Source organism: Cellulomonas sp. WB94 (genome assembly GCF_003115775.1).
GTDB lineage: Bacteria > Actinomycetota > Actinomycetes > Actinomycetales > Cellulomonadaceae > Cellulomonas_A.
Window position 1 is genome coordinate 2,226,599 of record NZ_QEES01000002.1, and the last position, 17,770, is coordinate 2,244,368.

A 17,770-nucleotide genomic window follows, 5' to 3' on the forward strand; every position below is an offset into this window, starting at 1 on the left:
AGGTCCCACCACGTCCTCATCCGCACACGGTTAGGCTGAGGACGCAAACCCACCCGCCTGTCGAAGGAGCACCATGGCCAGCATCGAGGCCGTCGGCGCCCGCGAGATCTTGGATTCTCGCGGCAACCCCACTGTCGAGGTCGAGGTAGCACTCGACGACGGCACCATCGCCCGCGCGGCCGTCCCCTCGGGCGCGTCGACCGGAGCATTCGAAGCCGTCGAGCGTCGTGACGGCGACAAGTCCCGCTACCTGGGCAAGGGCGTCGAGGACGCGGTCAACGCCGTCATCGACGAGATCGCCCCCGAGCTCGTCGGCTTCGAGGCGACCGAGCAGCGGCTCGTCGACCAGGCGCTGATCGAGCTCGACGCGACCCCCAACAAGGGCAAGCTCGGCGCCAACGCGATCCTCGGTGTCTCGCTCGCTGTCGCGAAGGCTGCGGCCGACTCGGTCGACCTGCCGCTCTTCCGCTACATCGGCGGACCGAACGCGCACGTCCTGCCCGTCCCGATGATGAACATCCTCAACGGTGGGTCGCACGCCGACTCCAACGTCGACATCCAGGAGTTCATGGTCGCCCCGATCGGTGCCACGTCGTTCCGTGAGGCGCTGCGTACCGGCGCCGAGGTCTACCACTCCCTGAAGTCCGTGCTCAAGGCCCAGGGCCTGAGCACCGGTCTCGGCGACGAGGGCGGCTTCGCCCCCAACCTGTCGAGCAACCGCGCGGCGCTGGACCTGATCCTCGTCGCGATCGAGAAGGCCGGCTTCACCCCGGGCAAGGACGTCGGGCTCGCGCTCGACGTCGCGGCCACGGAGTTCTTCAAGGACGGTGCCTACCAGTTCGAGGGCAAGGCGACGTCGACCGACGAGCTCATCGCGTACTACGCGCAGCTCGTCGCCGACTACCCGCTGGTCTCGATCGAGGACCCGCTGTCCGAGGACGAGTGGTCCGCCTGGACCCGCCTGGTCTCCGAGGTCGGCGACAAGGTGCAGATCGTCGGTGACGACCTGTTCGTCACGAACCCGATCCGCCTGGCCAAGGGCATCGAGCTCAAGTCGGCGAACTCGCTGCTCGTCAAGCTCAACCAGATCGGCACGCTGACCGAGACCCTCGACGCCGTGACGCTCGCGCAGCGCAACGGCTACACCGCGATGGTCTCGCACCGTTCCGGTGAGACCGAGGACACGACGATCGCGGACCTGTCCGTGGCCATCAACGGCGGTCAGATCAAGACGGGCGCCCCGGCGCGCGGCGAGCGGATCAACAAGTACAACCAGCTGCTCCGCATCGAGGAGGAACTGGACGACGCCGGCCGTTACGCCGGTGCGAGCGCATTCCCGCGGTGGAAGCAGCGCTGAGGTAGCACGACCGGCAGTCGCCGGACGCGCGAGCGTCCCGATCGCACGGACCGGAGGCCGGTGACCCGAGTGGGTCGCCGGCCTTCGGCGTGCCCGGCCCCGGCGCGCGCGCCCGGGAAGGCACAATCGAGCCATGTCCCCGTCCCGCCGCCCGGCAGACCCGCGTGCTGGGTCGGGGTCGGCCGGTGGCCGGACGTCGGCCTCGGGGGAGCGGGACGGCGCCCCGGGCCGCCCCGCGAGTCCGCGCGCCGCGACACCACGGCCGTCGACCGGGCGTGCGACGCCAGCGCGCACCGCGGCTCCCCGCTCCACGACGGCCCGCCCGGCCCGCGCCTCGGCCGCGACCCGCCCCGCAGCATCCCGACCGTCGTCCCGCGGCCCGTCCGCGTCCACGCCGAGCCGCGGCGTGCCCCGCGCCGAGACCGTGCAGGTGCGCATCCCGCGGCTGTTCACGGTGCGCGTCATGGTGATGGGCGTCGTGACGCTGCTGGCCTTCGTCCTGGTGTTCCCGACACTGCGGTCCTACCTCCAGCAGCGCGAGGAGCTCCGGCAGCTGGCCGCGGAGGTCGCGGTCGCGCGGGCGGGCAACGACGACCTCACGAACAGGCTCAAGCGGTGGGACGACCCGGCCTTCGTCGTGGCGCAGGCCCGCGAGCGCCTCGCGTTCGTCCTGCCGGGCGAGACGGCGTACCGGGTCCAGGACCCCGGGTCGGTGGCCGACGTCCCGGCTGCGACGTCGTCGGCCGCGGCGGCTGCCGCGTCGGGCGCCGCCCTGGGTGCCGCGAACACGACGGAGCCCTGGTACCAGGTGATCTGGGGATCGGTGCTGGTCGCGGGTAGCACGTCGAACGGCGACGCCACCTCGGGGGAGAATGGTCCGGCCCCCACGGACGGCTCGAGCACGCCCGCGGGCGAGCCCACCGCTCCCTGACGCTCGACCTGAACGGACCAGCTGTGACCGACACCTCCGGGACCACCGACGCACGCGCTGATGCGCGAGCGGACGCACGCGTGAGCTCGGGCACCGAGTCCCGCACCGACGCCCGCACCGACGCACGGTCCGACGCGGGCGCTGACTCCGCGACGGTGACGGGTCGCGACCTCGAGGTCCTGGCCGAACAGCTCGGCCGGGTGCCGCGCGGGGTCGTCGGGATCGCCGCGCGGTGCGTGTGCGGCCGCCCGCTGGTCGTGCGGACGGCGCCGCGTCTCGATGACGGGACGCCGTTCCCCACCACGTACTACCTGACGTGCCCGCCTGCCGTGGCCGCCGTCAGCACGCTCGAGGCGAGCGGCCTGATGAAGGAGCTCACGGCTCGCCTCGCGGACGACGCCGAGCTCGCGGCCGCCTACCGTCGCGCCCACGAGGCCTACCTCGCTGATCGCGAGGAGCTGGGTCACGTCGAGGAGATCGCGGGGGTCTCGGCGGGCGGGATGCCGACGCGGGTCAAGTGCCTGCACGTCCTCGTGGGTCACGCGCTCGCGGCGGGTCCCGGCGTCAACCCGATCGGTGACCTCGTGCTCGCCGAGGTGGCGCCGGTCTGGGCGCCGACCCGCTGCACGTGCTGACCCGCGTCCAGGGTCCGCCGGCGGCCGCACGACGTCGGGGCGGCCGGATATGACATCCCCACAGGTGAGCAGCGAGGATGTCCGGATGACTCGGGTGGCAGGGATCGACTGCGGGACCAACTCGATCCGGCTGCTCGTCGCCGACGTCGACCTCGAGCGCGGGGTGCTCACGGACCTCGACCGGCGCATGGAGGTCGTGCGGCTCGGGCAGGGCGTCGACCGGACCGGGCGGATCGCCCCGGAGGCTCTCGAGCGGACCTTGGACGCCACGCGCCGGTACGCGACGATCTGTGCGGAGCTCGGGGTCGAGAAGATCAGGTTCGTCGCGACGAGCGCATCGCGCGACGCCGAGAACCGCCAGGACTTCGTCGACGGGGTGCGCGACGCGCTCGGGGTCGAGCCCGAGGTGATCGGTGGCGACGAGGAGGCCGCCCTCTCCTTCCGCGGTGCGACGCGGGTGCTCGGCGTCCAGCACACCGGGCCGTTCCTGGTCGTGGACCTGGGCGGCGGGTCGACCGAGCTGGTGCTCGGCACCGCCACCCCCGAGGCGGCGTACTCGATGGACGTCGGCTGCGTGCGGATGACCGAGCGACACCTGCTCAGCGACCCGCCGACGGCCGACGAGATCGCCGCGGCGCACGCCGACGTCGCCGCGGCCCTGGATGACGCGGCGCGGGTCGTCCCGCTCGGTCGGGCCACGACCCTGGTGGGTCTCGCGGGGACGGTCACGACCGTCACGGCGCACGTCCTCGGCCTGGCCGCCTACGACCCGGCGCGCATCGACGGCGCCGTCCAGCCCATCGACGCGGTGCTCTCCGCGTGCGACGACCTGCTGGGCCGCACGCATGCCGAGCGCGCCGCGCTCGGGTTCATGCACCCCGGCCGGGTCGACGTCATCGGCGCGGGCGCGCTCGTGTGGCACGACGTCGTGGCGCGTGTGCGGGACGCGGTCGCCGCAGCAGGTGGCGAGCTGACCGAGGTCGTGACGTCCGAGCACGACATCCTCGACGGCATCGCCTGGAGCGCGGCCGAGCGCTGAGCCCGCGCGCGACACGCACTATCCCGTTCTGACAGGTAGTGCGCATTCGGTAGTACTGTGCTGACTGCGGGAGCCGCGCGGAGGGCCGGCTCCCGCGCCAGACGTCAGCCGCACCCGGAGGAGAGCCGATGGACACGACCCAGCTGTTGAAGGGAGTCCTCGACGCCGCCGTGCTGGCGGTCGTCGCGCACGAGGACGGCTACGGCTACGACGTCGTCCGGCGGCTGCGCGCAGCGGGCCTCGAGGAGGTCGGTGACGCGTCGGTGTACGGCACGTTGCGGCGCCTCTACTCGTCGGGCGCGCTCACGTCGTACGTCGTGCCGAGCGACGAGGGGCCGCACCGCAAGTACTACGGGATCAACGCGCAGGGCCGGGCGATGCTCGCGGCGCAGCGCAAGGACTGGCACGAGTTCGCAGGCACCATGGCGGGCCTGCTCGAGACGGAGGACGCGCGATGAGCACGACGACGCCGACCGGGCAGCACCACCTCGCCGACGTGGCGTCCTACGCGGCTGCCGTGCGGCGCCATCTCGTGGGGCTGTCCGCCGAGCAGGTCGACGACCTCACCGACGGGCTCGAGGCGGACCTGGCCGACGCGCTCGCGGACCCGCTCGGGAGCCCGCTCGGCAGCCCGACCGCCTCTGCGGACGGCGCCGACCTGACTGCGCGCTTCGGCTCGCCGGCCACGTACGCGCAGGAGCTGCGGGCGGCCGCCGGGCTGCCGGACGCCGGGCCGCCGGTCGAGCGGCACCGCGTGCGCGGCCTGCTTGCCGCGCCCTTCCGTACCGTTGCCGGCGCAGCGCGCAGCGCCCTGGACCGGCTGCGGGAGCGGCCGTGGTGGCCGCCGGTCGAGGAGTTCCTGGTGACCCTTGCTCCCGCCGCCTGGCTCCTGCGGGGCTGGCTCGTCGCCAAGGTGGTGTCGGCCGTGCTGCGCGCACTCGTCCCGGACGGCGGTGCGGGCGGCGCGTGGCTTCCCACGACGTTCCTCGACTGGCTGCTGCTGATCGGCCTGTGCGTCGTGAGCGTCCAGTGGGGCCGCGGACGCTGGCAGGACGGTCGCTGGTCGCGACGTGCCCGTCGCGCGGCGACTCTGGTCGCGGTCGTGGCAGCGCTACCGGTCTTCGTGGCCGTCGCGGAGCACGACGCGCGACCCTCGGGCGTCCGGGTCGAGTACCAGACGGTGTACACGCCCGAGGTGCCGCAGGACGGCGTGGTCGTCGGCGGCATGGCGGTGAGCAACCTGTTCGCGTACGACGCGGCGGGCAACCCGATCGAAGGTGTGCAGATCTTCGACGACCGTGGCCGACCCGTCCGCACGACCGCTGACGAGGGGCGCGGCGACTGGTCGCTCCCGGGTGTCGCGGACCCGTGGGCGTTCGTCAGCGCGCAGGACGTGGACGGCCGCCAGCTCTGGAACGTCTACCCGCTGCTGGGTGGGCCGTCGCGTCGTTCGAGTGGAACGACGAGCTCGGTCAGCGCGTCCTGCCGGGCGGCGTCGCGCCGCGGACCCCGCCGCGCCCGTTCGCCAAGGCGCCCGCGGTCACGCTCCCGGGTTCCACCACGTCCGGCGCGACTGCCGGCGCGACAACGGTCACGACTCCCGGCGCGACGACCGGCCCGACGGTCGGCGCGACGAACGGCCCGGCCGCAGCAGTGCCCGACGCGGCGTCGCCTGCCCCGACGAGCACGCCATGACCCCGAGATGTGGGTGGACGCTCCTACGCTGACGCCATGCTGAAGGGAACTCTCCTGGCGGAGAGCCTGCGCGTCGGGGCAGACCTGGTCGTGCCGGGCCTCCGGCTCGCGCGGCTGAGTCGCGTGGACGTGTCGACGAGCGTCCTGGCGACCCAACCGGACGTGTGGACGTTCGTCGAGCTGGAGGGCGACGACGACCTGGCCGGGCCGCTCGCCGAGGCGCTCGCGGGTGCGCTGCTGACCGAGGGTGGCTGGTACGCCGACTTCTCTGTCGGCGGCGATCATGTGGTCGTCTTCGCGGGCCGCATCTTCCGGTACCGCCGCGGCGATGCGGAGGCTCGCGCCGAGGTCGTCGCGTACGGCGCGAGCGTGGGAGTGCCCGCCCACCAGCTGGACTGGACCGACTGACGGGTCCGCGCGCCCGGGCCGCGAAGACCCAGGGCGCCCTCGCGTGGGGCGTCCTCATCCAGGCCGTCCATTCGTCGGCGGGGTGAGCGCGCCTGATGACAGGATCGGCGGTGCCTGAGCGCGCCGCCCGAGGAGGAGCTGGGATGTCCCACCACGCACGGCCCACCGAGGCCGCTGCCCGGCGACCCGCGGACCCGTCCGCCATGAGCCTCGACCGGCGCACCCTGCTGCAGGCCGGCGGCTGGATCGTCGGCGCATCGGGCCTCGCTCTCGCTGCGGGCTGCACGCGGACGCCTTCGCCCTCCCCGACGACCGGTACGACGGCGACCGCAGGGGGCGCGGCGACCGCACCCTGGGCGCCTCCGAGCGAGCCGATGGCCTTCCCCGAGGGCTTTCGGTGGGGTGCTGCGACGTCCGCGTTCCAGGTCGAGGGCTCCACGACGGCCGACGGGCGGGGACCCTCGATCTGGGACACGTTCGCGGCGTTGCCCGGGACGATCGACGGCGGGGCGACCGGCGACCCGGCCGCGGACCACTACCGCCGCTGGCGGTCGGACCTCGAGCTGATGTCGTCGCTCGGGCTCGGTGCGTACCGGTTCTCTGTCGCGTGGCCGCGGGTCCAGCCGACGGGTTCGGGAGCCGCGAACGCCCGCGGGCTCGACTTCTACAAGAACCTCGTCGACGGCCTGCTCGAACGCAACATCCATCCGGCCGTCACGCTCTACCACTGGGACCTGCCGCAGCCGCTGCAGGACGCCGGCGGCTGGCCCGCGCGCGACACGGCCGCCCGGTTCGCGGACTACGCCGCGATCGTCTTCGACGCGCTGGGTGACCGCCCGGCGGACTGGTTCACGATCAACGAGCCGAAGACGACCGCGTACGTCGGGTACCTGTACGGCTCGCACGCCCCGGGACTGACCGACCCCGAGGCCGCGGTGCGCGCGGTCCACCACCAGCTCCTCGCACACGGCCTCGCGGTCCAGGCGTTCCGGGCACGGCGTGCGGCCGATGCCGACGCGGGGATCGGCATCGCGCTCAACCTGCAGCCGGTGTACGCGGCGATCGGCGCCGAGGCCGCCGCCACGAGGGCCGACGCCGTCGAGAACCGGCTGTTCCTCGACCCCGTGCTGCGCGGGGAGTACCCGACGGACGCGATCGGGAAGCTGGCGGGCCAGCTCCGCGCGGATCCGGCGGCGCTCGAGACGGCCGTCCACGACGGCGACCTGGCGACGATCGCGGCGCCGTGCGACCACCTCGGTGTGCAGTACTACGGCGTCACCGCCGTGGACCGCTCAGGCGGGAACGTCGAGATGTACCCGAAGTCGGAGGCGTCGTGGCAGCAGGTGCACGCGGAGGGGTTCTACGAGACGCTCACGCGGATCCGGGACGACTACCCCGCGATCCCGCTCGTCGTCACCGAGAACGGCATCCCCGACCGCGGCCCGGACGGCACGTTGGCGGACGTCGAGCGGCGCGAGTACCTGCGTACCCACCTGCAGCAGGCGGCGCGCGCGATCGACGACGGCGTCGACCTGCGCGGCTACTACGCGTGGTCGCTGCTGGACAACTTCGAGTGGGCGCGCGGGTACACCCAGCGGTGGGGGCTCGTGCACGTCGACTTCGACACCCAGGAGCGCATCGCGAAGGACAGCGCCGCGTGGTACCGCAGCGTGATCGAGGCGAACGCGGTCGCACCCGGCGAATGAGTCGCGCACGTGCCTGTGCCGACCGACCGTGCCCCGTTCTGACTGCGCCTGGACTGACCGCCCCGGTGCCCACCGTCGCCTGTGCCCACCGTCACGCCCCGCCCCGTCGCCGGGTCCGGATCGTCCGGTTACCGTGAAGGCATGCCTGACTCCGCTGCCGACCCCGTCGTCGAGCCGACCGCCGCCGCGCCCTCGCCGCTCCGTGCGGTGACCGCGCCCGCGCCGTCGGGCAAGCCCCGCAAGGTGCCCCGCATCATCGTCCTCGGCGGCGGGAGCGTCGGTCTCTACGCGGCCCACCGGCTGCGCCGGCGGCTCGGCAAGCGCGAGGCCGCGATCGTCATCGTCGACCCCCGCGCCTACATGACGTACGCGCCGTTCCTGCCCGAGGCGGCGGCCGGGTCGATCGACCCCCGCCACGTCGTCGCCCCGCTGCGCCGCGCGCTCAAGCACGTCGACGTGCTGCAGGGCAAGGTCACCGAGATCCGCCACGCCGAGCGCACCGTCCAGGTGACGCCCGAGGAGGGTGCCTCGTACTGGGTCACCTACGACCACCTGATCGTCGGCCTCGGCTCGGTCGCCCGTACGCTGCCCATCCCCGGGCTGGCCGAGGTCGGGATCGGGTTCAAGAACATCGAGGAGGCCATCGCGGTCCGCAACCAGGTCCTCGGCCGGATCGACCGCGCCGCGAGCACCTGGGACCCGGACCTGCGCAAGCGGATGCTCACGTTCACGTTCGTCGGCGGCGGCTTCGCGGGGGTCGAGGCCATCGCCGAGGTCGAGGACATGGCGCGGGCAGCGGTCCGGTACTACGGCGGCATCGAGCAGTCGGAGCTGCGGTTCGTGCTCGTCGAGGGCTCGGCGCGCATCCTGCCCGAGGTCAACGCAGAGCTCGGCCAGTACACGCTCGAGGAGCTCCGGAAGCGGGACATCGACATCTACCTGTCGACCTTCCTCAGCTCGTGCGTCGACGGGCACGTCGTGCTCTCCGACGGGACAGAGTTCGACTCCGAGACGATCGTGTGGACCGCCGGCGTCAAGGCCAACCCGGTCCTCGCGAGCTCCGACCTGCCGCTCGACAAGCAGGGCCGCGTCACCTGCCTCGCGACGCTCCAGGTCGTGACGGCCGATGGCGTCGTCGTGCCCGACGCGTATGCGGCCGGCGACTGCGCCGCGGTGCCGGACCTGTACAACCCAGGCACGTTCTGCCCGCCCAACGCCCAGCACGCGATCCGTGAGGCCAAGCACCTGGCCGACAACCTCGCACGGGTCCTGCGGAGCGACCCCCCGACGGACTACAAGCACCGCAACGTCGGCGCTGTCGCGTCACTCGGCATGTACAAGGGCGTCGCGCAGATGTTCGGCCGGTTCAAGGTGCGCGGCTTCCTCGCCTGGGTGCTGCACCGCACGTACCACGTGTTCGCGATGCCGACCCCGAACCGCAAGATCCGCATCATGGCGGGCTGGACCGCGGCTCTGCTCCTGCGCCGCGAGGTGGTCGCGCTGGGCACGCTGCACGACCCGCGGGCGGAGTTCCGTGCGGCCGCGGTGCCGCCTCGGGCCCGACCCGTCGAGGAGCCGGCGCCGCCCGCCGCTGGGTGACGACGACGCGGTGACTGTGGCGAAGCTGTCACTGCGACGCGGTGACCCGCGCCCTGGCAGGATGGGCGCGGCCCCCGTAGCCCAACCGGCAGAGGCAACCGGCTTAAAACCGGTCCAGCGCGGGTTCGAACCCCGCCGGGGGCACGCGCGTTACGACGCTGCCGGTCGTGGCGGTGCGTCGGTGCCGTCGTCCGGCTCGGCGTCGGCCTCGCGCAGCTTCGCCTCGCGCTCGCGGAGGTCCGCCTCCCACTGCGCGAGGAGCCTGCGGTCCGAGGAGTCGGAGGCGGCGAGACGTGCGAGGAACTCGGGGTCGTCGTCGGGCGCCACGCTCCGCGGGCGCTCGTACTCCGGGAAGCCGGCGGTCTGCGTGGACGGCCACGGCACCTGGCGCCCGGCGCTCGTCATGGACGGGCGACCGGCGACGAGCCAGGCGACCGGACCCACGTACGGGATGAAGAGGATGAGCAGGATCCAGGCCCACTTGGGCAGGTTGCGGATGTGACCTTCCGGCGCCTGGATCGCCTCGATCAGGCACCACACGATGAGCCCGATCTCCAGCAGGGCCCCCAGGTAGCGGGGCACGGCGCCTCCCTCGTCCATGTGCGGGCGCTGCAGGAGCAGCGTCAGCTCGAACCGTACGTCAGCCGGTCACCTCGTGTCAGGGACTTGCGCCGATCCGGGTCAGATCAGGCCCGCGGCCTGCTCGTCGTGCTCGATCGACCGGTTCCAGTCGCGCTTGACGGCCCGCCACTCCTCGTCGTCGGCCCCCAGACGCCAGTAGCCGGAGATCGACAGCAGCTCGCGGGACAGCGCCCGATCGACGCGCAGGAGGTGCCGCAGCTCCTTGACCGCGCCGGCCTCGCCGTGCACGAACGCGTGCACGCGGCCGGCGGGCCACGGCAGGTCGCGGACCGCCTCGACGAGGCCGAGGCCGGCGACGGCGATGCCCTGGTGGACCCATCGGACGCTCAGGCCGGCCGGGGCCGTGAGCGCGATCTCGTCGTCGGGACCGTGCACCTCGATGACAGCCGTGCCCTGGGCGGCCGGAGCGGTGGCCGCGAGCCGTTCGAGCGCGACGGCGATCGCGGGCAGCGCGCTCGCGTCGCCGACGAGCAGGTGGTGGTCGGCCGAGGGGTCGGGGGAGTAGTCGCCGCCCGGGCCGAGCAGGAGCACCTCGTCGCCGGGCGCGGCGCGGTCGGCCCACGGACCCGCGAGCCCCTCGTCCCCGTGCACGACGAGGTCGAGCGTGATCTGGTGCGTGGCCGGGTCGAACGCGCGCACGGTGTAGCTGCGGCGACGCAGCTGGTCGCCGGGCGCCAGCGTGGCGGTGATCGCGTCGAGGTCGACCCGGCCGTCGTCGAGCAGGGGGCGGGCGTCGCCCGCTGAGGGCGGGAGGAACACGAGCTTGACGTAGGAGTCGGCGTGCTCGGACGGTGCGAAGTCGCGCATGCCGTCACCGCCGACGACGACGCGCACCATGGACGCGCTGATCCGCTCAGCGGCGACCACGACGCCGCGGAGCGCGCCGGACGCGGGCCGCGGCGGGCGAGCTGCCGGGGCCGTCACGCGTTGCTCAGGTGGGCGGACTGACGGCCTGACCGCGCGCTCACCCGGCGGGCCCGGTCGTCGAGCGAGGAGTTGAGCCGCGCGAGCAGCGCGGCAAGGGTCTGCCGGTCGGCAGGGGTCCAGTCGGCGAGGACGTCGTCGTAGACGACCGAGCGGGCGGCACGGGTCGCAGCGAGCGCCGCGAGCCCGGCGGGCGTCGGTTCGACGATGGTCGACCTGCCGTCGTCGGTGCACCGCCGGCGCGTCACGTGCCCCGCGGCCTCGAGCGCGATGACCTGGCGGGTCACGGTCGAGGCGTCCAGGCGCAGGCGGTCGGCGATCGCGTTGACGCTCTCGCTGTGCTCGACCAGGAGCAGTCGCAGGATGAGGTACGCCGAGCGGTCGAGGGTCCCGTCGAGCTCGGACGACGGCCGCGTCGGCCGACCTGCGAGCCGGAGCAGCATCGCCACCTCGGTCTCGATGGCAGCGGCCGTCTCATCCATCGGGCGTCCTTCCGTGGGCAGGTCATTGATGTATGTACTATACAGGCGAAGTATCTGCCTGATACAGATAGATCGGGCGGACGACGACGCGGCCCGTGCGAGGTCGCAGCTCCCAGCGAAGGACTCCGATGGCCAGCACACGCCCCGAACCGCACCGCGCCGCGATCTACTCGACCGCGTTCACGGCCTTCTTCGCGATCGCGGGTATCGCCGTCGTCGACCCCATTCTGCCCGTCATCGGCGCGGAGATCGGCGCGAGCACCTGGCAGATCGAGCTGCTCTTCACGGCCTACATCGCGGTGATGGCCCTCGGCATGATCCCGGCGGTGATCGCGACCGGACGGTTCGGCTACAAGGCAGTCCTGTCCGCCGGCGTCAGTGTCGTGGCGGTCGCCGCGATCCTCGCCTCGCTGTCGACGGGCATCGGGCAGCTCGCCGCCCTGCGCGGCCTGTGGGGGCTCGGCAACGCGATGTTCTTCGCGACCGCCATGGTCCTGCTGATCTCGCTCGCAGCCGACCGGGAGTGGGCGGTTGAGCTGTTCGAGACCTGCCTCGGCCTCGGGTTCGCGGTCGGCCCGCTCATCGGGGGGCTGCTGGGCCAGATCAGCTGGCGGGTGCCGTTCTTCGTGTGCGGCGCGCTCATGGTCGTCGCGCTCGCCGTGGCGCTCACCCGGCTCAAGGACCCCGAGGAGATGCCCGCGCCGCTGCGGGTCGGCGAGGTCTTCGCGCTGTTCCGTCGCCCGGCGTTCCGCACGATCTGCCTCATCACCGCGACGTACAACTTCGTCTTCTTCGTCGTGCTCGGCTACACGCCGGTGTTCCTCGGCCTCGGCGTGATCCCGCTCGGGTTCACGTTCACCGCCTGGGGCGTCGGGCTGGCGTTCGGGATCCTCGTCGTCGGGCACCGGATGGCCCTGCGGCTCGGCGCGGTGCAGACGGTCGCGTTGGCGGTCGTCGGGCTCGTGGTCGCACTCGTCCTGCTGGCGACGTCGGTCGGCACGGCCGAGTCGGTCGTGGTCCTCGTGCTCGCCGGGATCTGCATGGGCATCAACAACGCCAACCTCACGGACCTCGCGCTCGGCCTCGGTTCGCCGGACCGCCGCGTCACGACGGGTGCCTTCAACCTCGTGCGGTGGGGCTTCGCGGCCCCGGCGCCGGTCATCGCCGGGCTGATCGCGCCGTCGAGCGCGAGGGCGCCGTTCTGGCTGGCCGCCGGGGTGCTGCTCATCGGCGTCGTCACGTTCGCGTGGAAGGGGTCGGCGATGGCGGCCGAGCTCGGCGAGCACGTCGTGTGGTCGCGGCGAGGGGTGTCGGCGCGGGCCGACGCCGCGGTGGCACGCGCCGCGGTCGACGCAGCCGCAGCAGCCGACGTCCCGGCTGAGGCGCTCACCGGCGCCTGACCGGCTCAGCTCCCGACGAGCCCGGTCTCGTAGGCGAGCACGACCGCCTGCACCCGGTCACGGACGCCGAGCTTGGCCAGGATGCGCCCGACGTGCGTCTTGACGGTGGCCTCCGAGAGCACGAAGCGCTGGGCGATCTCGCAGTTCGACAGCCCCTCGGCGACCGCGAGCAGGACCTCCACCTCGCGGGGCGTGAGCTGCGCGATGCGTGGGTCGAGCCCGCCCGGTGCGGGTTCGCCGGCCGCGGGCAGGCTCCCCGAGAACAGCTCGAGCATGCGACGGGTCACCCGCGGGGAGACGACGGCGTCGCCCGTCGCGACGGCCCGGATCGCGCCGACGAGCTCGGCGGGCCGGGCGTCCTTGAGGAGGAACCCGCTCGCGCCGACCCGGAGCGCGGCGAACGCGTACTCGTCGAGGTCGAACGTCGTCAGGATGAGCACACGCGCCCCCGAGCCCGACGCGACGATCTGCTCGGTCGCGTCGATCCCGTTCAGGCCGGGCATCCGCACGTCCATGAGGACGACGTCGGGCGCGAGCTCGGCCGCCAGCCGCACACCTTCGGCGCCGTCGGCCGCCTCGCCGACCACCTCGAGGTCGTCCTCCGCCTGCAGGACGAGGCGGAACCCCATGCGCAGCAGCGCCTGGTCGTCGACGAGCAGCACCCTCGTCCGTGCCGCAGCCACCTCGCTCACGTGTCCTCCTCGTCCCAGTGCAGGTCGGCCCGCACGCGCCAGCTCCCCGCGGACGGCCCGGCGTCCACGGAGCCACCGTAGATCGCTGCGCGCTCGCGCATGCCGATGATGCCGCGACCGCCGGGTCGGGGCGGCCGGTTCGCCGGCGCGGCGAGCGGCGACGCGACGACGATGCCGACTCCGCCGGGCTCGCGCGCGACCTCGACCGTGACCGGTCCGGAACGGCTCGAGTGCCGCAACGCGTTCGTGAGCGACTCCTGCACGATGCGGTACACGCTGAGCTGCAGGCCGACGTCCGCCGGCAGCGACGCCCCCGAGACGGTCAGGGTCACGGGCAGACCCGCGGAACGGTACGACTGCACGAGGCGGTCGAGGTCCGGGCCGCCCGGCGGCGGTGAGAACGTCGCGTCGCCGTCGCTGAGCACACCCAGGACGCGGCGCATGTCGGCCAGCGCAGCCCGACCGGTCTCCGCGACCCGGTCGACCGCGGCGCGCGCGGAGTCAGGGGAACGGTCGATCGCGGCCCCGGCGCCGTCGGCGAGCGCGATCATGACGGACAGGCTGTGCGCGACGACGTCGTGCATCTCGCGGGCGATCCGCGCCCGCTCCTCCGCCGTGGCGAGCTGCGCGCGCTGCTCGGTCTCGCGTGCGAGCGCGTTGGCACGCTCGACGAGCTGGGCCACGTGGGCGCGCCGGCTGCGGGTGTTCATGCCGATCGCAAGTGCCACGAGCACGAGGAAGAGGAGGTTCGAGAGCTGTTCGGTCGTGTTCGCGGTCCCCGCTCGCACCACGATCGCGACGGCCATCACCGTCGTCGCGGTGAGCACCCCGGTCCACGTGGCCCGTGCGGGCCGGTTCGTCGCGACCGCGTAGACCGCGCAGGCGATCGCGAAGTCGAACCCGTTCCCGGTCGACCCGAGCGCCACCGCGACCAGGGCGAGCGCCGTCACCGACGCCAGCACGACCAGGGGCGCCCGGCGTCGGGCAAGGAGGGCGGCCGTCGTCGCGACAACCACGGGGAGAAGCTGCAGGTGCAGGGGTCGCGAGACAGCGAGCCCGATCACCCCCGGGACGCCGAACAGCAGCGCGACGATCCAGTCCATCGTGACCGGGTGCCGCCACAGCCACAGGCGCAGCGGGCCGAGCCGGCGCGCGTCCTGCTCGCTGAACGCCGTGGGTGCAGGCGGCAGGGGACGCACGGCAGGGAGCGCCGGACCGGGGCTGACCCGGTCCGGCGCTCCTGGTGGCGCCGTGTCGCTCAGGCGTCCCTCCGACGCAGCAGCACGGCAGCGAGGGCCAGCAGCACGACGACCCACAGCATCATGACGCCGTAGCCCTGCCAGGGGTCGAGGATGGCTGCCGTCCTGCCGGCCGCCGTGGCGACCTCACGCGCCTGGTCGATCGACGCCTGGGTGGACGTGATCCGCTGGCCGGCGGTCGACGGGAGGAACGGGCTGACCGTCCGGAAGAACGTCGCCGGGATCGCCGCGAAGACGTTCTCGACGACGAGGAGCAGCCCGAGGACGGTGGCGAGGGCGGCCGCGGAGTGCCGCAGCAGGGCGCCGATCGCGAAGGCGAGCAGCGCGATGCCGACCAGGTAGAGCACCCCGCCCAACAGGATGCGCTGGGTCTCGGCGTCGCCGAGGTCGAGCGCGGCGTCGTTGGCTCGCATGGTCGGCAGCGTGACGGCCCAGGAGAGGGCGATCGCGACGACCGCGGTCAACGCGGTGACGACCGTGAGCACGATCGCCTTGGCCCACAGCGCGGGCAGCCGCTTCGGGACGGCCGTCAGCGTCGAGCGGATCATCCCGGTCGAGTACTCGCCCGTGATGACCAGGACGCCCAGGACGGCCACGGCGAGCTGCGCCATGATCGACCCCACGAGGATGATCGACGGGTCGTGGATGATGCCCGCGGGCGGACCGCCCCGGTCCTCGCCGATGTTCTGGGAGATCGCCTGTGCCGTGAAGAACACGGTCAGGAAGCCGAACCCGGCCATCACGACGATGGCGGACCCGATCGTCCATATCGTCGAGCGCAGGGTCCAGAACTTGATCCACTCCGAGCGCAGGACGTTCGGGAAGGTCACGTGGTACGGGCTGACGCTCGCCTGGGTGGCCGAGGCCGAGGAGGTCGCCGAGGGGGTCGTGAGGGTGCTCATCGTGCCTGCTCCTGGGGGACGGTGCCGGCCGCAGCCAACGGGTGCTCGGCGGCGGACGTGGAGTGGTACTCGATCGAGTCGGCGGTCAGGGACATGTACGCGTCCTCGAGCGACCCCTTGACCGGCGTGAGCTCGTGCAGCACGATCTGCGCGGCCGCTGCGGCCTCGCCGATCGCCTCCGCGGTCGTGCCGGTGATCTCGAGCAGGCCGGGCTCGCTCGACGTGACGGTGACGGCCGGGCCGCGCATGAGCTCGACGAGCTGGGTCGCCTGCGGGCTGCGCACGACGACCGTCGTGCCGGCGGACCGGGCCACGATGTCGGTGACCGAGGCGTCGGCGATGATGCGGCCGCGACCGATGACGATGACGTTGTCGGCCGTGAGGGCCATCTCGCTCATGAGGTGCGACGAGATGAAGACCGTGCGGCCCTCCGATGCGAGGTAGCGCACCAGCGTGCGGACCCAGAGCACGCCCTCGGGGTCGAGACCGTTGACCGGCTCGTCGAGGATGAGCGTCCGGGGGTCGCCGAGCAGCGCGACCGCGATGCCGAGCCGCTGACCCATGCCGAGGGAGAAGCCACCGACCCGCTTGCGGGCGACGGTCTGCAGACCGGTCATCTCGATGACCTCGTCGACACGCTTGCGCTCGATGCCGTGCGTCGCCGCGACGGCCCGCAGGTGGTTGGTCGCCGAGCGGCCCGTGTGGACCGCCTTGGCCTCGAGCAGGGCGCCGACCTCGGTGAGGGGTGAGCGGTGCTGGGCGTAGGGCCGGCCGTTGACGGTGACGTGGCCGTGCGTCGGGCGGTCGAGCCCGACGATCATGCGCATCGTGGTGGACTTGCCTGCGCCGTTGGGGCCCAGGAAGCCCGTGACCTTGCCTGGCTGCACGGTGAAAGAGACGCCGTCGACGGCGACCTTCTGCCCGTACTTCTTGGTGAGGTTGGTGGCCTCGATCATGGTGCGGTCCTCAGGTGGGCTGGGGTGGACAGGTATGAACCTAGGCCCCCGCTGTGACACCGGGAACGCCCCACGGGTGGATCTGTGCGAGGCGTCCGCGTACGCCGCAAGGACGACGACCCGGGCCCCGACCCTGAGGCCGACCCTAAGAGACCCCTGGTCTTCGTCGTCCGAGGCCACCATCGGGAACGATCCCCGGGCCGACCACGTTGGCCTGGGTGAGGCAAGCCGTCGACGACGGTGCCGGGACCTTCCCCGATCGCCCCGACAGGAGCACCCATGAGCAACCCAGTCTTCGACAACAGCGTCATCTTCGGCGACCCGCGCAAGCAGCGCCGCACGCAGGGCACCGGTCCCCAGGCCACCGTGCTGCGCGGCTACCCGCAGGCGGGCACCGCGGGTGCCCCGACCATCGATGCCGTGACGCTCGAGCAGATGTACGGCGGACCGACGGCAACGACGCGCGACACGGGCCGGCTCACGTACGACGACGTCATCGTCAAGACGGGTGGCCTGCTCGCGCTGCTCGTCGTCGTGGCCGCGGCGACGTGGCAGCTCGCGCCGGGTCTGTGGATCCTTGGCGCGATCGTCGGGCTGGGCCTCGGCCTGGTCAACGCGTTCAAGAAGAGCCCGAGCCCCGCGCTGATCACGGCGTACGTGGTCGCGCAGGGGGTGTTCCTCGGCGGCATCAGCGCGTTCTACGCCCAGGCGTTCCGCCCCGGCGTCGTCCCGCAGGCAGTCCTCGCGACCTTCTCGGTCTTCGGCGTCGCGCTCTTCCTGTTCCGCTCGGGCCGCGTCCGCGTGACCCCGAAGTTCACGAAGTTCCTGCTCATCGCCATGGGCGGCTACCTGGTGTTCTCGCTGCTCAACTTCGTCCTGTCGTTCGTGCTGCCCAGCGCCGGTGCCTTCGGCCCGCTGCGGGGCGGCCTGCTGGGGGTCGTCGTCGGGCTCGTCGCGGTCGGGCTCGCCGCTGCGTCGCTCATCGTCGACTTCGACTCCATCAAGCGCGGCGTCGAGCAGGGCGTGCCCGCCAAGTTCGCGTGGTCGGCGGCGTTCGGCCTCATCGTGACGCTCGTGTGGCTCTACCTCGAGCTGCTGCGCCTCGCGGCGATGTTCAGCGGCAGGAACTGACGCCCGACCGTC

General features: G+C 72.9%; 18 protein-coding genes and 1 tRNA gene. 12 read left to right on the forward strand and 7 right to left on the reverse strand.

All coding sequences use genetic code 11. The annotated features are described in order from the left end of the window. The first annotated feature begins 73 nt into the window (after window positions 1–73). From eno to DDP54_RS11520, 10 genes are all read left to right on the forward strand, one after another. Window positions 74–1,357, forward strand: coding sequence for a phosphopyruvate hydratase (gene eno, locus DDP54_RS11475; protein ID WP_109131849.1), 1,284 nt, complete (start codon window positions 74–76; stop codon window positions 1,355–1,357). A 406-nt stretch (window positions 1,358–1,763) separates the two neighbouring features. Then, window positions 1,764–2,288, forward strand: a complete 525-nt coding sequence (locus DDP54_RS11480) for a septum formation initiator family protein (protein WP_242448364.1) — start codon at window positions 1,764–1,766, stop codon at window positions 2,286–2,288. Between the two features lie 155 nt (window positions 2,289–2,443). Continuing rightward, window positions 2,444–2,923 (forward strand): DUF501 domain-containing protein, encoded by a 480-nt coding sequence (locus DDP54_RS11485; protein WP_109132545.1) that lies wholly within the window; start codon window positions 2,444–2,446, stop codon window positions 2,921–2,923. 85 nt (window positions 2,924–3,008) lie between these two features. Continuing rightward, a complete protein-coding gene (locus DDP54_RS11490) occupies window positions 3,009–3,962 on the forward strand; it encodes a Ppx/GppA phosphatase family protein (protein WP_109131850.1) in 954 nt (317 codons plus the stop codon). 128 nt (window positions 3,963–4,090) lie between these two features. Continuing rightward, on the forward strand, window positions 4,091–4,420 hold the full coding sequence (locus DDP54_RS11495) for a PadR family transcriptional regulator (RefSeq protein ID WP_109131851.1): 330 nt from the start codon (window positions 4,091–4,093) through the stop codon (window positions 4,418–4,420). After that, on the forward strand, window positions 4,417–5,700 hold the full coding sequence (locus DDP54_RS11500) for a hypothetical protein (RefSeq protein WP_109131852.1): 1,284 nt from the start codon (window positions 4,417–4,419) through the stop codon (window positions 5,698–5,700). Before DDP54_RS11495 ends, DDP54_RS11500 begins: the two co-directional genes overlap by 4 nt. Next, window positions 5,694–6,065, forward strand: a complete 372-nt coding sequence (locus tag DDP54_RS11505; protein ID WP_109131853.1) for a hypothetical protein — start codon at window positions 5,694–5,696, stop codon at window positions 6,063–6,065. Before DDP54_RS11500 ends, DDP54_RS11505 begins: the two co-directional genes overlap by 7 nt. 143 nt (window positions 6,066–6,208) lie before the next feature. Next, window positions 6,209–7,771 (forward strand): GH1 family beta-glucosidase, encoded by a 1,563-nt coding sequence (locus DDP54_RS11510; protein ID WP_242448365.1) that lies wholly within the window; start codon window positions 6,209–6,211, stop codon window positions 7,769–7,771. A 141-nt stretch (window positions 7,772–7,912) separates the two neighbouring features. Next, window positions 7,913–9,370, forward strand: coding sequence for an NAD(P)/FAD-dependent oxidoreductase (locus DDP54_RS11515; RefSeq protein WP_109131854.1), 1,458 nt, complete (start codon window positions 7,913–7,915; stop codon window positions 9,368–9,370). Window positions 9,371–9,440: 70 nt separating this feature from the next. Then, a tRNA-Leu gene (locus DDP54_RS11520) sits at window positions 9,441–9,514 on the forward strand. 6 nt (window positions 9,515–9,520) lie between these two features. On the opposite strand, the gene DDP54_RS11525 is transcribed toward DDP54_RS11520, so the two are convergent. From DDP54_RS11525 to DDP54_RS11535, 3 genes are all read right to left on the reverse strand, one after another. Then, entirely contained in the window at window positions 9,521–9,970 is a 450-nt protein-coding gene (locus DDP54_RS11525; RefSeq protein ID WP_242448366.1) for a PLD nuclease N-terminal domain-containing protein, read from the reverse strand. Window positions 9,971–10,051: 81 nt separating this feature from the next. Continuing rightward, window positions 10,052–10,936 carry a siderophore-interacting protein gene (locus DDP54_RS11530; RefSeq protein WP_242448367.1) on the reverse strand — a complete coding sequence of 295 codons (885 nt, stop codon included), beginning with the start codon at window positions 10,934–10,936 and terminating at the stop codon, window positions 10,052–10,054. Continuing rightward, window positions 10,933–11,418, reverse strand: a complete 486-nt coding sequence (locus DDP54_RS11535; protein ID WP_109131855.1) for a MarR family transcriptional regulator — start codon at window positions 11,416–11,418, stop codon at window positions 10,933–10,935. The genes DDP54_RS11530 and DDP54_RS11535 overlap by 4 nt, the downstream gene beginning before the upstream one ends. Before the next feature lie 128 nt (window positions 11,419–11,546). On the opposite strand from DDP54_RS11535, the gene DDP54_RS11540 reads away from it, so the two are divergent. Further along, window positions 11,547–12,818, forward strand: a complete 1,272-nt coding sequence (locus DDP54_RS11540; RefSeq protein ID WP_109131856.1) for an MFS transporter — start codon at window positions 11,547–11,549, stop codon at window positions 12,816–12,818. Between the two features lie 5 nt (window positions 12,819–12,823). Here the strand turns inward: DDP54_RS11540 and DDP54_RS11545 are convergent, their stop codons facing one another. The 4 genes from DDP54_RS11545 to DDP54_RS11560 are packed head-to-tail and all read right to left on the reverse strand — an operon-like array spanning window position 12,824 to window position 16,627. Beyond that, window positions 12,824–13,510 (reverse strand): response regulator transcription factor, encoded by a 687-nt coding sequence (locus DDP54_RS11545; RefSeq protein WP_277949593.1) that lies wholly within the window; start codon window positions 13,508–13,510, stop codon window positions 12,824–12,826. Further along, the gene (locus tag DDP54_RS11550; RefSeq protein ID WP_109131857.1) at window positions 13,507–14,709 is read right to left on the reverse strand and encodes a histidine kinase; all 1,203 of its coding nucleotides are present in this window, start codon (window positions 14,707–14,709) and stop codon (window positions 13,507–13,509) included. The genes DDP54_RS11545 and DDP54_RS11550 overlap by 4 nt, the downstream gene beginning before the upstream one ends. Before the next feature lie 59 nt (window positions 14,710–14,768). Beyond that, window positions 14,769–15,671, reverse strand: coding sequence for an ABC transporter permease subunit (locus tag DDP54_RS11555; RefSeq protein ID WP_109131858.1), 903 nt, complete (start codon window positions 15,669–15,671; stop codon window positions 14,769–14,771). Then, complete coding sequence (locus DDP54_RS11560; protein WP_109131859.1) at window positions 15,668–16,627, reverse strand: ATP-binding cassette domain-containing protein; 960 nt, start codon at window positions 16,625–16,627, stop codon at window positions 15,668–15,670. Before DDP54_RS11560 ends, DDP54_RS11555 begins: the two co-directional genes overlap by 4 nt. A 279-nt stretch (window positions 16,628–16,906) precedes the next feature. On the opposite strand from DDP54_RS11560, the gene DDP54_RS11565 reads away from it, so the two are divergent. Beyond that, window positions 16,907–17,758, forward strand: coding sequence for a Bax inhibitor-1/YccA family protein (locus DDP54_RS11565; protein ID WP_109131860.1), 852 nt, complete (start codon window positions 16,907–16,909; stop codon window positions 17,756–17,758). Window positions 17,759–17,770 lie beyond the last annotated feature (12 nt).